Consider the following 14,875-nt stretch of genomic DNA (forward strand, 5'->3'; position numbering starts at 1 on the left):
CCCGGCAGTGATCTCAGAAGAGCGAAGACGGGTGATGTTCCCGCTTGTGCACATGTCATATCGACGTGGGCATCGCAGACCAATTGGATGCCGGACGAACTGCCGCAGCAGCAATTGGAGGCGTTGATCCGAGAGGCGTTCCCGAGCCGAGAGATCTGGGTCGTAGGCGATCCCGTCGATTGCTACATGTCGGTTGATCCCGAAAGCCATAAGGTTGGTGCGCTGTACTGCCTGCGAACCCGAGAGGGGATCGGCAAGGCGCTGTTGGATACTGCAAAGGATGGCCGTGACTACTTGTGGCTGACGGCGCATGAGCCGAACAAGGCCGCCCAGAAGTTCTATCGGCGCGAAGGATTTACGGTGGTGGGATCGGAACCCCCAACCCCACCGGAAACTCTTCCCGTCGTGCGGATGGAGTGGCGGTCATGAAGCAGATTGTTGCCGTTTTGACCGTGATCGCCGCGCTCGTCGTGTTCTGGTATGTCGCCTGCATCCCGATGAACATCAAAGGCGTTCTGACCGAGCAGGAGCGTGCAGGCGCCGAGGTGCAGCCGCCGTCCGCCAAGGATCGACGGGACATGGGTGAGTTTGGTTTGGTTCTGAACAACAGTTTTGCCATTCCCGCCACCTGGGAACAGGATCGTCCCCGCTTACCCGCGCCGCACCAGGTTGCGGTCGAACTTTGGGAGACGACAGTTCTTAAGAAGATCACCTCGAAACGGTCGTTGATTTACCATGGTTGGGTGACCCTCAGCGCGACAATGCTGGGCTTTGCGATTGGCACGGGGTTGGGTATTCTTCTAGCGGTTGGGATCGTTCATAGCCGGGTCATGGACCTTTCGGTCATGCCTTGGGCCATTGTCAGTCAAACCATCCCGATCATTGCACTGGCGCCAATGATCATCGTGGTGCTTTATTCAGTGGGTATTCAGGGGATCATCCCCAAAGCAATCATCTCGGCCTATCTCAGCTTTTTCCCGGTCGTGGTTGGCATGGTCAAAGGCTTGCGCAGCCCTGACGCGATGCAGCTGGACCTGTTGCGCACCTATAGTGCCAGCCGGTCGCAGGGGTTCTGGAAATTACAGTTGCCTGCGTCGATGCCCTACCTGTTCACGTCATTGAAGATCGGCATCGCGGCATCCTTGGTCGGTGCGATCGTCGGTGAATTGCCCACGGGGGCTGTTGCTGGGTTGGGCGCACGATTGCTGGCGGGCAGCTACTATGGCCAGACGGTTCAGATCTGGTCAGCCCTGTTTGCCGCGGCGATCCTGGCGGCCTGTCTGGTCGGTCTGCTGGGTGTTGTCGAGCGTGCTGTTCTGAAACGGATGGGGATGGCGCAATGATACTGGTCCTGTGTGCAATCGGAATTTGGATACTGGGCTGGTGGTTGAACAGCCGCCTGGCCAGCGGACCTTATGCCGGAACGCGAATGGTGCGGTTTTTGGCGCCGCTGATCTTTGGGCTGACCGTCATCGGTATCTGGGAGTTGCTGGTGAAAGGACTCGAAGTCCCTCTGGTTATTCTGCCAGCGCCATCAATTATCTGGGATCGATTTTGGGATAGTTTACCGGTCTTGTGGGCTGATTTCGTACAGACGATCATCAAGGGGGCGCTCAGCGGGTACATCATAGGCTGCGGGGCGGCTCTGTTGATGGCGATTGCCGTGGACCGTTGGGATTTTTTGCGTCTTGGGTTGCTGCCGGTGGGAAACTTTGTGGCGGCCCTGCCGATTGTTGGTACCGCGCCCATTCTGGTGATGTGGTTCGGATTCGACTGGCATTCCAAAGCGGCTGTGGTCGTGGTGATGGTCTTTTTCCCCATGCTGGTTAACACTGTGGCTGGTCTGCGCGAGGCCACTGCGATGCAGCGCGACCTGATGGAAACCTATGCGGCAACCTATTGGCAGAGCTTCTTTAAACTGCGCTTTCCGGCCGCGATGCCTTTTGTGTTCAACGGTTTGAAAATTTCGACCACTCTTGCGCTGATCGGCGCTATCGTGGCCGAGTTTTTTGGCTCACCAACCCTGGGTATGGGCTTTCGGATATCGACCAGCGTCGGGCAATTGTCGCTGGACATGGTCTGGGCTGAGATTGTTGTGGCCGCGCTGGCAGGAACGGCCTTTTATGGTCTGGTCGCAATGATCGAAAAGGCGGTGACCTTCTGGCACCCTTCGCAACGTGGATAAAAATAGAAAATTCAACAGACCCCGAAAACGGGGCGCAATCAGCAACTAGGAGACATGAAGATGAAAAAGCTACTCAGCGGGGCGGTTGCCGCCCTTAGCCTGGCAGCCAGCGCGGCGCTGGCAGCGGATGAGGTGACACTGCAGTTAAAGTGGGTCACTCAGGCGCAATTCGCGGGTTACTATGTGGCCAAGGACAAAGGGTTCTACGAAGAAGAGGGGCTTGATGTCACAATTCTACCTGGGGGGCCGGACATTGCACCAACGCAGGTGATTGCCGGTGGTGGCGCCGATGTGGCCGTGGAGTGGATGCCCGCTGCTCTGGCGGCGCGTGAAAAAGGATTGCCGCTCGTTAACATTGCGCAACCGTTCAAAAGCTCGGGCATGATGCTGACGTGCTGGAAGGACGCTGGGATTGCCTCACCCGAAGATCTCAAGAACCGCACGCTCGGTGTTTGGTTCTTCGGCAATGAATTCCCGTTCATGAGCTGGATGAGCCAGTTGGGCATCGATACTGGTGGCAAAAGTGACAGTGGGGTGGAAGTGTTGAAGCAAGGCTTCAACGTTGACCCGTTGTTGCAGCGTCAGGCCGATTGCATCAGCACCATGACTTACAACGAATACTGGCAGGTCATTGACGCAGGTGTCGGTCCGGATGAGCTGGTGACGTTCAAGTACGAAGATCAGGGCGTCGCGACGCTGGAGGATGGTCTTTATGTGTTGGAAGAAAACCTGAGTGATACGGCCTTTACGGAAAAGATGGAGCGCTTTGTGCGTGCCTCGATGAAGGGTTGGAAATACGCTGAAGAAAACCCTGACGAGGCGGCGGAAATCGTGTTGGAAAACGACGAGACCGGTGCCCAGACCGAAGAGCATCAAAAGCGTATGATGGGTGAGATCGCTAAGCTGACCGCTGGATCGAATGGATCGCTGGACCCGGCGGACTTTGAGCGTACGGTGAATACGCTGCTGGCAGGTGGTTCTGATCCGGTTATCACAAAACAGCCGGATGGTGCCTGGACGCATCAGATCACAGATGCAGCTTTGAATTAAAACGACCTCTCAGATCCTGAGGCAACAGCGCGGTCCCATCCGGGGCCGCGTTTCTTATTCACGATGTCGGATTTGTGTCTGTACTTGGCAGCGAAACAGATTAGTATTTCCTTGTAATTTAACGCACTTCCTACGAAGTACCTCAGCCGAAGAATAAAATGCAGAACTTTGCAGCAGAATTCAATTCAGCTCTCGCTCTGATCCTCGAAGGAGACTCAGAGCTTTGGGCGATTGTGCTGCTGTCTCTGCAGGTTTCAGTGTTTGCGGTTCTGATTTCCGCAGTGATTGGGATGCCTATCGGCGCAGCACTTGCCGTTGCACGCTTTCCCGGGCGGCGGATGATGATTGTTCTGATGAATGCACTGATGGGATTTCCGCCGGTGGTCGTTGGTCTGCTGGTTTATCTGATGCTGTCGCGTTCCGGGCCGCTGGGCATTCTGGAGCTGCTTTATACACCTACCGCCATGATCATTGCGCAGGTGGTTCTGGTCACGCCCATCATCGCGGCGCTGACCCGGCAGGTGATCGAGATGCTGGCCGAGGAGTATTCCGAACAGCTCCGGTCTCTTGGTGTATCCCGATTGGCGTCGGTTCCGGTGCTGTTATGGGACGCACGCCTCGCGCTGATCACGGCATTGCTGGCCGGCTTTGGGCGCGCCATAGCCGAGGTCGGCGCGGTGATCATCGTCGGTGGCAATATCAACCATGTGACCCGGGTGATGACCACGACCATTGCACTTGAGACTTCCAAGGGCAATCTGGCGCTGGCGCTGGCTCTTGGTGCGATCCTGATTGGCATTGCGGTGGCGGTGAATGCCATTGTCAGCGCGCTGAGTTTGCGGGCCGAGCAGGAAGGGTTGCGCCATGCGTGATCTGGTCTCGGATATGACAAACTGCCTGCGGGCGCGCGATCTGCAAGTCCGAAGCAACGGAAAGGCGTTGTTGGATGTCCATGATCTGACGCTGGACGGGCCGGGCCCGACCTTGATCCTTGGGCCAAACGGTGCGGGAAAAAGCCTCTTACTGCGGTGTCTGCATGGTCTTATTTCTCCTGATCGTGGGCAGGTGGTGCAAGATGGAACGCCACTTAATGCCTATCACAAAGCCCGTCAGGCCATGGTATTTCAACGACCCGTCCTATTGCGTCGGTCGGTGGCCGCAAATCTCGACTTCGTGCTCAAACGACAAAATATGAGCAGGACAGGGCGTAAGGACCGGATCGTCGAGCTGTTGACGGAAGGCGGTCTGGAAGACAAATCGCGGCAGTCTGCGCGGTCGCTGTCAGGTGGTGAGGCGCAGCGGCTTGCCATCCTGCGTGCGCTGGCGCTGAACCCGGAAACCTTGTTTCTGGATGAACCAACAAGTGCACTTGATCCAAGCGCGACGCAAATGATCGAACGGATGGTGCTGCGCGCCTCGTCCCGCGGTGTGCGGATTGTGATGGTAACGCATGACATCGGACAGGCGCGTAGATTGGCGGCCGACGTGGTGATGATGCAGGGTGGGCATGTTGTCGAACATGGCCCGGCCAAACAGGTATTGGATGTCCCCGGAAGCGAGGCTTCACGTCGCTATCTGGCGGGCGGATTGGTTACATAACAAAACAGAGCGGAGAATTAGATGTTCCGGGGAATTATTCGGGCGGCATTGATAACCCTTGGGCTGACGGCAGGGTCGGCGTGGGCGGAAGAGCCCTTTATCGTGGTGCAATCCACAACTTCGACCCAGAACTCGGGCCTGTTGGATTACATCCTGCCGTGGTTCGAGGCAGAATCCGGGATCGATGTGCGCGTTGTTGCAGTTGGCACCGGTCAGGCAATCCGGAATGCAATCAATGGCGACGGCGATGTTCTGCTGGTACACGCCAAAACCGACGAAGAGCAGTTTGTAGCAGACGGTTGGGGCGTCGAGCGGAAGGATCTGATGTACAATGATTTTGTTCTGGTTGGGCCAAAATCTGATCCGGCCCAGATCAAAGGAGGGTCCGATATCCTGACGGCCCTGACAGCCGTCGCAGCGGCGGATGCGCCGTTTGTGTCGCGTGGGGATGACAGCGGCACGCACAAAGCCGAGATGGGCCATTGGGTCGCCACCGACATTGATCCGACACAGGACTCGGGCAGCTGGTACCGGGAAACGGGGTCGGGCATGGGGGCGACGTTGAATGTGGCCAGCGGTATGGATGCCTATACGCTGACCGACAGGGCGACATGGCTGTCCTTTGGCAACAAGCTTAACCTTGAGATTCTGGTCGAAGGAGACCCGCGATTGTTCAACCAGTATGGCGTGATCCTCGTGAACCCGGAAAAACACCCGGGTGTCAGGGCAAATGCCGGGCAACGGTTTATTGACTGGCTGACAGGGCCGGATGGGCAGGCCGCGATTGAGTCGTTCAAACTGGATGACCAGCAGGTTTTCTTTCCCAACGCCAATTGAGCGCGCTTGGGCGAGTCACCCGCTGGCCCCGTTATGGTGGATGTTTCCCAGTCGCGACAGATCATAACCACCGAATTCGGCGGCGCGTTTTGCAAATTGTTCAGTCTGCATGAAGCTCAGCAGCTTCTGCATCGGTGGATCAAAATATGCGCGCCGCCATATTGCGAGGTCCAACCGCTCGGAATGGGTTGGAACGAAGCCAAGAGAATACAACCCGGCCAGAGCCCCCAAACCAAAGCCGACTTCAGCCTTGCCGTCATGCAAGGCGATGGCCAGCTCTTCTTCGGTGCGGGCGCAGGTGGGTAAGGTCTCGAGATCATCACGCGTAAGGCCATGCGCGGCCAGTTGCGCATCAAACAGGCGTTGGCTGGCGGCGCTATTCTGGCGCAGGATGACACGTCTACCTTTAAGGTCATCAAAGCCTGAGATATCTGTGACGCCGGGCGCCAGCAACAGGCCACGTTCCCTGTTAGCTACTTCGCAGAGCACCACCGGGGCCTCACCCAAGGCGTTTCGCAATGAATGTGCGTTGAACCCGTTGTCTTCGTGGATATGCAGCGCCGCAGCCTGCGCACTTCGATCACCTAGCCGGGATAAACCGTCGAAAGAGCCATCGTAGTAGGTGGCCAATCCCGATCCGCTTTCCCGCAGCGCCCAGTCCAGCAATGGATCATGGCTGCCGGCGACGATCGGGGGCAGGGGTGGTTCCGCCACTTGCGGCCCCGAACGGGAGGCATTGAGCCATGCAATGATTTCGGCGCGAGGGAACAACAGTTTTCCCATGGCGCGGACACAGGGGATTTCGCCGGATGACGCAAGATCATAGGCTTTCCGCTCGCCAATGCGCAGCAGGTCGGCCAATTCACGGGTGGTCAGGTATTCGGACATTCAGTCGAGGCGCACGGCCGATCCGGACCCGGAATCGGCGGCACTGAACCCGATCTGATCCAGAGCGTAGGGCGCTGCAACTGTGATGACGACCATTGCGGCGACGGCGGCGAGAAAGGCTTTCATGGTCTCCTCCGATTCAGTTTTGATCTGCCGTTGCGCGGCGTAGAAAGGCAATCAGATCAGCCCGGTCCTGAGGGCCTGTGATCCGTTGCATCGGCATCTTCGATCCCGGAATGTAATGGTCAGGTCCCTCATCGAAAAGGGCATTTATCGTTTCCTCATTCCAAACGATATCAGAGTCTTGCAGCGTATCCGAGTATAAATAGTCCGGTAGTGTTCCGGCCGGGCGCCCAAAGATTCCATACAGGGTTGGACCCGCGCGCCTGTCATCATCCCGTGTCAGGCTGTGACAGATCGAGCATTTGCGGGCGAACTGGCGTTCTCCGTTGCCCATCTCATTCGGGTTTTTCAGGAAACTTGGCTCAGATGCGGCCATTTGTTCCTGATCTGACAAGGCGGCCAATGGCCAGCTGTACATCGCCTCGTCAATGCCACCAGCGTGAAGGTTCTGACCGTCAACAGAAAATGCCAACGCCCAGACGGGCCCGCGAAGCGTCGCGCGAAAATCCTGAGCGATATGCCATTCGATTGTATCTATGACCATGATGTACCCCTCGCCGTCGCCAACAGCCAGCAGTCGGCGATCAGGGCTGAGAGAGAGGGCAAGGATCGGGCGGCGGTCTAGGGTGAAATCGCGTTCGTCACCGGTCGCAAGGTCAAGAATGCGCGTGACACCATCGACTGCGCCATAAGCGATCCAGTTGTCTTCCGCGTTCAATACCAGTTCGTTGATGCCAAACCCGTGCTCGACCAACCGGGCTATTTCCTGCCCGCTGGAGACGTCCCAAACGCGCAGTGCGCCGTCCATTCCTGCGGAGTAAAGCAGCGTCCCATCGGGCGAAAACGCCACTGCGTTGACCCCACTTCCCGTCGGGCCGAGTATTGCGGCCTCGGAGCCATCTACGGGCCAAAGCCCGATTGTTCCGTCCCAGCTGGCTGTCGCGACATGGGTCTTTGATGCGGCCAGGCCGACAATCTTGCCTTGATGTCGTCCGACGATTTCGCCGTCGGGCCAGCGGCGCAGTGTGAAGTCGTCGCCTGCGGAATAGATCGCGGTGCCATTGAACGCGACCGAGTTGACGGCGGCCTCATGACCTTCCAACCACTCCGGGGTTTGTTCGGTCCAAAGGCCGACGGAGTTGTCGAAGCTTGCAGTCGCGATGCGTCCGTCCGCTGCTGTTGCGATCCCCATGATCGGGCCGCCATGACCCTTTAGCGTAAAGAACTCTGCCCCCGCAGGCAGGGGCAGCAATACCAGCGCGAAGGCCAGTGCGCGCATCTATTCAGCGGGGGAGGCCGTTGCCTTGCTGGCCTCTTTTTCCTGAACTTCCTCAAGCCACAGCGAGTGATGCTCGCGCGCCCATTGCTCTTCAACCTCGCCGGTTCCCATGGCATCAAATGCGCCCTCCATGCCGACCGACCCAAGGTAGATATGGGCCACGATGATGGCAATGAAGATATAAGCCACCATCACGTGCCAAACTTGGGCGTACTGCATCTCTTCCTGCGGCGACATCTGCACCGGGAGATTCAGGCCCAGCAGCTGCGGCAGGCCGGTTGCGTTTGCCGCCGAGAAGGTCTTGGCAAAAAGCGGCATTTCGAACGGGAACAGCAGCGACAGACCCGATAGGCTGATGGACACGCCCAATACGATGCAGGCCCAGAAGATAATCTTTTGCCCGGCATTGAATTTCTTCGCCGGGGGATGGCTGCCTTTGGTGAACAGACCACCACCGGCCGCAAGCCATCTCAAATCAGTTCGGTTGGGAATGTTATGCGCAATCCAGTTCACCGTGACGATCACAAGACCCAGCATGAACGACCATGCAAGGTTGTTGTGTAACCATTTGCATCCCTGAGCGATGGTTGCAAAGCCCTCCTTGCCAAAGATCGGGATCAGAAAATCCCGCCCGTAGAGTGTCAGCAGACCGGTCAGGCCCAAAACAAGGAAAGACCCGGCAAACAACCAGTGGCCGAACCTTTCAAAACCACCAAAGCGGGTGACAGTCCGCCCCGTCTTTTCACCGTCAATTCTGATCTTCCCCCGGATCAGGAAGAACAGTAGCAGGATAATCAGCATTCCCCCCAGAACGTATGTCCCGTTTTCACGCAGCGGACCGGTGCGGAAGTTGAGCCACCACATGCCGCCATCCTGGATCAAAACGCTGGCTGCGGGACCTTTGGAGGATACCGTCACATCTGCTGAACCATAACGCAGCGCACGATAGACATCACTGTCCGAGGCAACCCCACGGGTTCCCAATTGGCCCAACAAACCCTCGGCATTGCCTTGCCCGGTATTGTCCGAACGATAGCTTTTATCGACCTGCTCGCCACGCTGGCGGGCAAGGATATCCTCCAACGTCGTGGCCCCCCCGGTCGAGGTTCGCTCGTCCGTGGTGGCGGCTCCGTCGTCGGTGGTTTGGGCAACAGCTATCTGAACTGTTCCAATAGTGAGCAGAAATGCGATGAGTAAGCGGAACATCTGAACCTCGGTCAAAATTCCCAAGCAGATGACCCGCCTGCGCGGGTCATCTGTATTTTAACTGACGGAGTCTTAGCCGTCTTTCTGGTCGTATGCCGTGCCCCAACCCCAGGCGCCCGAGCCGAAGCCGCGCGCCACAACGCGTTCGCGGTAAACAGCCGAGACCACGTCGCCGTCACCGGCAAGCAGGGCCTTGGTGGAACACATCTCGGCGCAGATGGGCAGTTTGCCCTCGGCGATCCGGTTGCGACCATATTTGGCGAACTCTGCGGTTGAGTGCGTTTCCTCGGGGCCACCGGCGCAGAAGGTACATTTGTCCATCTTGCCGCGTGATCCGAAGTTGCCCGCCTGCGGGTATTGCGGCGCACCGAACGGGCACGCGTAGAAGCAATAGCCGCAGCCAATGCACAGGTCCTTGGAGTGCAGGACGACGCCTTCTTCATTCTGATAGAAGCAGTCGACCGGGCATACCGCCATGCAAGGCGCATCCGAGCAATGCATACAGGCCACCGAGATCGAGCGTTCGCCCGGGTTGCCGTCATTGATCGTCACCACCCTGCGGCGGTTGATGCCCCAGGGCACCTCGTGCTCGTTCTTACACGCGGTTACGCAGGCGTTGCACTCGATGCAGCGTTCAGCGTCGCAGAGAAACTTTGCTCTAGCCATTATCGTCCTCCTTTACGCTGACCAGATTTTGCAGAGCGTCACTTTGGACTCCTGCATCTGGGTCACTGAATCGTAGCCATAGGTCTGGGCGGTGTTGGAACTTTCACCCAGCACATAAGGGTCGGCCCCTGCGGGATATTTGTGCCGCAGATCCTCGCCTTGGAAATGGCCGCCAAAGTGGAACGGCATAAAGGCCACGCCGGCACCGACCCTGTTGGTCAGCATCGCCATCACCTTGACCTTACCGCCCTCGGGACCTTCGACCCAGACCTGAGCTCCGTCCCGAACACCAAGGTTGTTGGCATCGCGCGGGTTGATCTCGACGAACATGTCCTGTTGCAGCTCGGCCAGCCACGGGTTCGACCGGCTTTCCTCGCCACCGCCCTCATATTCGACCAGGCGACCTGACGTTAGGATTATCGGATAATCCTTTGAAAAGTCGTTCTTTTGGATCGAAGCATAAAGGGTGGGAAGGCGATAGGCCTGACGGTCCTCGTAGGTCGGATAATCCTCGACCAGATCGCGCCGTGGCGTATAAAGCGGCTCACGATGGATTGGGACCGGATCCGGGAAGGTCCAGACAACCGCGCGGGCTTTGGCGTTCCCGAAGGGCGCGCAGCCATGCTCGATCGCGACCCGTTGGATGCCGCCAGACAGGTCGGTTTTCCAGTTGGTCTCAGGCCCCGCAACAGCGTCGATTGCTGCGCGTTCCTCAGCCGTCAGATCGCCGTCCCAGCCAAGGTCTATCAGCATCTGCATCGTGAATTCCGGATAACCATCCTGAATTTCCGAACCGACGCTATAGACCCCTTCGGCCAGCAGGTTGTCGCCATCACGCTCCACGCCGAAACGGGCACGGAAGGTCAGGCCGCCTTCGGCCACCGGCTTGGACATGTCATAGAGGTTAGGTGTCCCCGTATGACCCATCTCTGCCGTACCCCAGCAAGGCCAGGGCAGACCGTAGTACTCGCCGTCGTTTGGACCTCCAATGGCCTGCAGCGTCGTTCTATCGAACGTGTGCTGGTTGGCCATGTGGCTTTTCAAACGTTCCGGTGACTGGCCGGTATATCCGATGGTCCAGAGACCCGAGTTGAACTCGCGCGTGATACTCTCGACATTTGGGGTTTCGGCATCATCCATTTCGATGTTGCGGAAGAACCGATCCGCCCAGCCAAACTTGTTGGCGAACTTGGCCATGATGACCTCGTCCGGCAGGCTTTCGAACAGCGGTTCGACAACCTTGTCGCGCCATTGTAGTGATCGGTTCGAGGCCGTGACCGAGCCACGAGTTTCGAACTGCGTACAAGCAGGCAACAGGTAAACGCCATCCGTTCGGTCATGCAGAACGGCGGAAACGGTGGGATACGGGTCAATCACGACCAGCATGTCCAGTTTTTCCATCGCCGTCTTCATTTCCGGCCCGCGGGTTTGCGAGTTCGGTGCGTGGCCCCACAGAACCATGGCGCGGACGTTGTTGTCCTGATCCATGTTCTCCGGGTCTTCCAGTACACCATCGATCCAGCGGGAAACAGGAATGCCGCGTTCGTTCTGAAGCGGTTTGTCCTTGCCGTCCTTGTCCTTGATCGAGGCGAACTGACCAGCCAGCCATTCGGGTTCCTCACCCCAGACACGTGCCCAGTGACCCCATGCGCCTTTCGACAGGCCGTAATAGCCGGGCAAGGTGTGGGACAGAACACCAAGGTCCGTCGCGCCTTGCACATTGTCATGGCCGCGGAAGATGTTGGTGCCACCACCCGAGGTGCCCATGTTGCCGAGCGCTAGTTGCAGCACGCAATAGGCGCGGGTGTTGTTGTTACCGTTGGTGTGCTGCGTACCGCCCATGCACCAGACGACCGTGCCGGGACGGTTGTTGGCCATGGTGCGTGCAACGCGACGCAGCTGCGAGCCGGGCGTGCCGGTGACGCGCTCCACCTCATCGGGATTCCACTTGGCAACCTCTTCACGGATCTGATCCATGCCCCAGACACGGGTGCGGATGAACTCTTTGTCCTCCCAACCGTTGTCAAAGATGTGCCACAGGATTCCCCAGACCAACGCAACGTCGGTACCGGGACGAAAGCGGACATATTCATCTGCGTGTGCTGCGGTACGCGTAAAGCGTGGGTCGCAAACGATCAGCGGGGCGTTATTCTGCTCTTTCGCGCGCAGAATATGCAACAGCGAGACGGGGTGCGCCTCGGCCGGGTTGCCGCCGATGATGAAGATCGCCTTACTGTTGTGCATGTCGTTGTAGGAATTGGTCATGGCGCCGTAGCCCCATGTATTCGCAACACCGGCAACAGTGGTCGAGTGGCAGATACGCGCCTGATGGTCCACGTTGTTCGTGCCCCAATAGGCGGCGAACTTGCGGAACATATACGCTTGTTCGTTATTGTGTTTGGCAGAACCCAGCCAATAGACGCTGTCCGGCCCGGATTCTTCGCGGATGCTCATCATGCCGTCGCCGATCTCGTTGATCGCCTGTTCCCAGCTGATGCGCTTCCACTCGCCGCCTTCCTTTTTCATCGGATACTTCAGGCGGCGTTCGCCATGGGCGTGCTCACGAACCGAGGCCCCTTTGGCGCAGTGTGCACCCAGGTTGAACGGGCTGTCCCAGCCGGGCTCCTGGCCCACCCAGACGCCGTTCTGCACTTCGGCAACGACTGTACAGCCGACCGAACAATGGGTACATACGGATTTGATGTTTTCCACCGCCGTATTGGCGGCTGTCTGGGCGCTGGCTGGCGTCACGGTTCCACCCGTGGCGCTGATCGCGGCAAGGCCGCCGATCGTCAGGCCCGATCCACGCAGGAATGCGCGGCGATCGACGGTTTTCTCGCCGACCTGGGACAGGATACTTGTCCGCTGGGGGCGTCTCGCAACCCCGTTGGTCTTTTTCCTAAGCATTACTTTCCTCCCTTGCGCGCCATGTGTTTCATGGCTGGCTTGGTACTGCTGATGCCGACGTCAGGGCCAATCGCAACCGTCTGTCGGGTGGTGAAAACGTCCGGTCCTAGAACCGGGTGCTTTCGATGTAGGCGCGCGTGTGCGCGGTATCCTGCATGCGGGTTTCATCCGTCGGCAGTTCGGCTGCTTCGGCTTTTCCGCTCAGAGTGGCGGCGGCAACGGCAGCTGGCGCTGCTGTTCCGGCCAGTTTTAGAAAGTCGCGGCGCGTGGCGCCTTCTTCCTTGGTCTTGCTCATGGGCTCCTCCTTTCCCATTTGCGATCTAGCGCCAAATTAAGCGCTGGCGAGAGGCAGCGGTTCACGCTGCCGTCATTCGAAAGGCTTCACGCTCGATCTCCATGAACACCCGACCGGCGGTTCCGACCGAGGCATAGAGAACCGAATTTTCAGCAGCTTCCAAATCCGAATAGAAATGTGCGGCCCACGGGCCGATATGTTTGTTCCAGAACGCTTTTTGTTCGTCCAGCGAGGCCGGTGTTCCAAAGCGCCCGACGATCATCCCCGCCATCATCTCCATAAGCGAGGCAATGTTGTCTTCGGGTTCAAAGACATTTGCAGCGCGTGTAATGCGCTGCGCAGCCATATCGTTACGAAGTTGTGCCAAGGGCTTTTCGTTCAGGAAACCAGTTAGGTAAAAGCTGGCATAAGGCAGCAACTCACCGCGCCCCAGACCGATAAACAACGCGTTGAACTCACGCTCGGCCGCCGCGGGTTTGGTGACTTTGGCCACGCGGGCCATGGCCTGAATGGCCTGACCCAAATCGGTTTCATCGCCGGTCAGCCCACTCATCTGAGACAGCAACATCTGATCCGGTGGACCGGCCAGCAACAACCCAAGGAAGTTGTAGAAATCCGCGCGCAGGCGATCCTCTGCCGAGACATCCAGATGTTGCGCATTGTTCGCGGTCATTGGGTCATCCTTCGAATTCAAATGTCATGCGACGCGGAGCAGGGGGCATTTCCGTGTCCTCCAGCTCTTCGAGCTCTGGCGATTGCACTGCGACTTCAACGGGTTCATCAGCCGGTTCGGCCAGCACGGCGAGTTCTTCTTCTTGTGTCTCGAGTTCCAATGTCTCGGGCGTGTCTGCGGCTGGGGTCTCGACTTCGGTGTCATCGGCGGCAAGCGCTTCAACATGGGCCAGCATGCCCTTACCCACTTGATAGGCGGTCTGGATGTTTTCGATCACACAAGCCGCATCGGTATAGTCTTCTCCGTAATCGACAAGGCCATCCACATTGGCCAGAACCGGATTCAGCCGCCACAGGCGTCGCAGTGCGCGGCGGCGCAGGCGATCCGGGATGGCCTGTGACATGAAGCCCGAGACATCGTCGCCCAGTTGGAGGTGATCGGGATCAGGCAAATTGAACTCGGCCAGAATTTCGTGATCGGGCTTGGCGTCCAGTTCGGCCTGTTGATCGGCCACGGCACTTGCTTCGATTGCTTCACGTTCGGTTTCAGCCTCGGCCTGAACAGCAGCTTTGCGACGGGACCAGAAATCTCGGGTTTCACTCATTGTACAACCCTCCGCGGTGCGCGGTAGACATCCGAGTCCTGTCGAATACGGGCGTCCCCTTTGCCGTCTTCGACAAGGTCCGTCCGTTTCTTGTCACGGCGGCGTTTGACGAAAACCTCATCGTGGTGGTGTTGCAACGCGAAATCGCGGACCCAGGCGATCAACCCTTCGGACATCGGGATCTTTTCCACGATTTCTTCGCCGGTATCGGCATAGTCCTGACCTTCGAACGGAGACGCCGTGATAAGAACCGCATCCATAGGTCGGTCGCCATCTATTTCATTACGCAAAATCAGATAGATTGACGGCTGCCCATCTGACAGATTGACCATATACGCCTCGGTCTCATCAGCCCAAAGGGTAAGGGGCAGGGTGGCCGCATGGTATTCGATGGCCTCGCCTTCGCGGCGCAATTCCTGCCAGTCAGCAGGGCCCGCGCCGGGCAGGGCGGCTATCGCACGCCAGTTCCATTTGGCCCAGCGAGTCACGCCGGGTGTTTTGCGCACAATGACGCCAACAGGCATTTCGATTTGGCTTGCGGCCTTGGCCACTGGTTCCTCCCC

17 protein-coding genes are annotated in these 14,875 nt (G+C 58.1%); 7 read left to right on the plus strand and 10 right to left on the minus strand.

Features of this window, described 5'->3' with window-relative positions:
• Positions 1–87 precede the first annotated feature (87 nt).
• The 7 genes from HW561_RS03840 (at position 88) to HW561_RS03870 (ending at position 5,671) form a co-directional block, all read left to right on the plus strand.
• Positions 88–429 (plus strand): GNAT family N-acetyltransferase, encoded by a 342-nt coding sequence (locus HW561_RS03840; RefSeq protein WP_235962767.1) that lies wholly within the window; start codon positions 88–90, stop codon positions 427–429.
• Positions 426–1,343 (plus strand): ABC transporter permease, encoded by a 918-nt coding sequence (locus HW561_RS03845; RefSeq protein ID WP_176861883.1) that lies wholly within the window; start codon positions 426–428, stop codon positions 1,341–1,343. The genes HW561_RS03840 and HW561_RS03845 overlap by 4 nt, the downstream gene beginning before the upstream one ends.
• On the plus strand, positions 1,340–2,185 hold the full coding sequence (locus HW561_RS03850) for an ABC transporter permease (RefSeq protein WP_176861884.1): 846 nt from the start codon (positions 1,340–1,342) through the stop codon (positions 2,183–2,185). The genes HW561_RS03845 and HW561_RS03850 overlap by 4 nt, the downstream gene beginning before the upstream one ends.
• Positions 2,186–2,245: 60 nt before the next feature.
• A complete protein-coding gene (locus HW561_RS03855; RefSeq protein ID WP_176861885.1) occupies positions 2,246–3,235 on the plus strand; it encodes an ABC transporter substrate-binding protein in 990 nt (329 codons plus the stop codon).
• Positions 3,236–3,393: 158 nt separating this feature from the next.
• Positions 3,394–4,107, plus strand: coding sequence for an ABC transporter permease (locus HW561_RS03860; protein ID WP_176861886.1), 714 nt, complete (start codon positions 3,394–3,396; stop codon positions 4,105–4,107).
• Positions 4,100–4,834, plus strand: a complete 735-nt coding sequence (locus tag HW561_RS03865; RefSeq protein ID WP_176861887.1) for an ATP-binding cassette domain-containing protein — start codon at positions 4,100–4,102, stop codon at positions 4,832–4,834. Before HW561_RS03860 ends, HW561_RS03865 begins: the two co-directional genes overlap by 8 nt.
• 21 nt (positions 4,835–4,855) lie before the next feature.
• Positions 4,856–5,671 (plus strand): substrate-binding domain-containing protein, encoded by an 816-nt coding sequence (locus HW561_RS03870; RefSeq protein WP_176861888.1) that lies wholly within the window; start codon positions 4,856–4,858, stop codon positions 5,669–5,671.
• Positions 5,672–5,686: 15 nt separating this feature from the next.
• Here HW561_RS03870 and HW561_RS03875 read toward each other — a convergent pair whose 3' ends face one another.
• The 10 genes from HW561_RS03875 to HW561_RS03915 all read right to left on the minus strand — a co-directional run bounded on the left by HW561_RS03875 (position 5,687) and on the right by HW561_RS03915 (position 14,863).
• Positions 5,687–6,559 carry a helix-turn-helix transcriptional regulator gene (locus tag HW561_RS03875; RefSeq protein WP_176861889.1) on the minus strand — a complete coding sequence of 291 codons (873 nt, stop codon included), beginning with the start codon at positions 6,557–6,559 and terminating at the stop codon, positions 5,687–5,689.
• The gene (locus tag HW561_RS24115; RefSeq protein WP_268952714.1) at positions 6,560–6,685 is read right to left on the minus strand and encodes a hypothetical protein; all 126 of its coding nucleotides are present in this window, start codon (positions 6,683–6,685) and stop codon (positions 6,560–6,562) included.
• A gap of 13 nt (positions 6,686–6,698) precedes the next feature.
• Entirely contained in the window at positions 6,699–7,961 is a 1,263-nt protein-coding gene (locus tag HW561_RS03880; protein ID WP_176861890.1) for a c-type cytochrome, read from the minus strand.
• Complete coding sequence (locus HW561_RS03885; RefSeq protein ID WP_176861891.1) at positions 7,962–9,167, minus strand: formate dehydrogenase subunit gamma; 1,206 nt, start codon at positions 9,165–9,167, stop codon at positions 7,962–7,964.
• Between the two features lie 72 nt (positions 9,168–9,239).
• A complete protein-coding gene (fdh3B, locus tag HW561_RS03890) occupies positions 9,240–9,833 on the minus strand; it encodes a formate dehydrogenase FDH3 subunit beta (protein ID WP_010439472.1) in 594 nt (197 codons plus the stop codon).
• A gap of 12 nt (positions 9,834–9,845) precedes the next feature.
• Positions 9,846–12,740, minus strand: coding sequence for a formate dehydrogenase subunit alpha (locus HW561_RS03895; RefSeq protein WP_176861892.1), 2,895 nt, complete (start codon positions 12,738–12,740; stop codon positions 9,846–9,848).
• 106 nt (positions 12,741–12,846) lie between these two features.
• Positions 12,847–13,035 carry a ubiquinol-cytochrome c reductase iron-sulfur subunit N-terminal domain-containing protein gene (locus HW561_RS03900; RefSeq protein WP_176861893.1) on the minus strand — a complete coding sequence of 63 codons (189 nt, stop codon included), beginning with the start codon at positions 13,033–13,035 and terminating at the stop codon, positions 12,847–12,849.
• A gap of 61 nt (positions 13,036–13,096) precedes the next feature.
• Positions 13,097–13,708: a TorD/DmsD family molecular chaperone gene (locus HW561_RS03905; RefSeq protein WP_176861894.1), complete on the minus strand. Its 612-nt coding sequence runs from the start codon at positions 13,706–13,708 to the stop codon at positions 13,097–13,099.
• A gap of 4 nt (positions 13,709–13,712) precedes the next feature.
• Positions 13,713–14,312: a DUF3306 domain-containing protein gene (locus HW561_RS03910; protein WP_176861895.1), complete on the minus strand. Its 600-nt coding sequence runs from the start codon at positions 14,310–14,312 to the stop codon at positions 13,713–13,715.
• Complete coding sequence (locus tag HW561_RS03915) at positions 14,309–14,863, minus strand: DUF3305 domain-containing protein (protein ID WP_176861896.1); 555 nt, start codon at positions 14,861–14,863, stop codon at positions 14,309–14,311. Before HW561_RS03915 ends, HW561_RS03910 begins: the two co-directional genes overlap by 4 nt.
• Between the last annotated feature and the right edge of the window lie 12 nt (positions 14,864–14,875).

It is taken from the genome of Ruegeria haliotis (assembly GCF_013377785.1).
GTDB lineage: Bacteria > Pseudomonadota > Alphaproteobacteria > Rhodobacterales > Rhodobacteraceae > Ruegeria > Ruegeria haliotis.

What these genes read in the sequence shown, in the direction of transcription:
- HW561_RS03840 (WP_235962767.1), top strand. Translation starts at nt 88, where the DNA reads ATGCCGGACGAACTGCCGCAGCAGCAATTGGAGGCGTTGATCCGAGAG.
- HW561_RS03845 (WP_176861883.1), top strand. Translation starts at nt 426, where the DNA reads ATGAAGCAGATTGTTGCCGTTTTGACCGTGATCGCCGCGCTCGTCGTG.
- HW561_RS03850 (WP_176861884.1), top strand. Translation starts at nt 1,340, where the DNA reads ATGATACTGGTCCTGTGTGCAATCGGAATTTGGATACTGGGCTGGTGG.
- HW561_RS03855 (WP_176861885.1), top strand. Translation starts at nt 2,246, where the DNA reads ATGAAAAAGCTACTCAGCGGGGCGGTTGCCGCCCTTAGCCTGGCAGCC.
- HW561_RS03860 (WP_176861886.1), top strand. Translation starts at nt 3,394, where the DNA reads ATGCAGAACTTTGCAGCAGAATTCAATTCAGCTCTCGCTCTGATCCTC.
- HW561_RS03865 (WP_176861887.1), top strand. Translation starts at nt 4,100, where the DNA reads ATGCGTGATCTGGTCTCGGATATGACAAACTGCCTGCGGGCGCGCGAT.
- HW561_RS03870 (WP_176861888.1), top strand. Translation starts at nt 4,856, where the DNA reads ATGTTCCGGGGAATTATTCGGGCGGCATTGATAACCCTTGGGCTGACG.
- HW561_RS03875 (WP_176861889.1), bottom strand. Translation starts at nt 6,559, where the DNA reads ATGTCCGAATACCTGACCACCCGTGAATTGGCCGACCTGCTGCGCATT.
- HW561_RS24115 (WP_268952714.1), bottom strand. Translation starts at nt 6,685, where the DNA reads ATGAAAGCCTTTCTCGCCGCCGTCGCCGCAATGGTCGTCATCACAGTT.
- HW561_RS03880 (WP_176861890.1), bottom strand. Translation starts at nt 7,961, where the DNA reads ATGCGCGCACTGGCCTTCGCGCTGGTATTGCTGCCCCTGCCTGCGGGG.
- HW561_RS03885 (WP_176861891.1), bottom strand. Translation starts at nt 9,167, where the DNA reads ATGTTCCGCTTACTCATCGCATTTCTGCTCACTATTGGAACAGTTCAG.
- fdh3B (WP_010439472.1), bottom strand. Translation starts at nt 9,833, where the DNA reads ATGGCTAGAGCAAAGTTTCTCTGCGACGCTGAACGCTGCATCGAGTGC.
- HW561_RS03895 (WP_176861892.1), bottom strand. Translation starts at nt 12,740, where the DNA reads ATGCTTAGGAAAAAGACCAACGGGGTTGCGAGACGCCCCCAGCGGACA.
- HW561_RS03900 (WP_176861893.1), bottom strand. Translation starts at nt 13,035, where the DNA reads ATGAGCAAGACCAAGGAAGAAGGCGCCACGCGCCGCGACTTTCTAAAA.
- HW561_RS03905 (WP_176861894.1), bottom strand. Translation starts at nt 13,708, where the DNA reads ATGACCGCGAACAATGCGCAACATCTGGATGTCTCGGCAGAGGATCGC.
- HW561_RS03910 (WP_176861895.1), bottom strand. Translation starts at nt 14,312, where the DNA reads ATGAGTGAAACCCGAGATTTCTGGTCCCGTCGCAAAGCTGCTGTTCAG.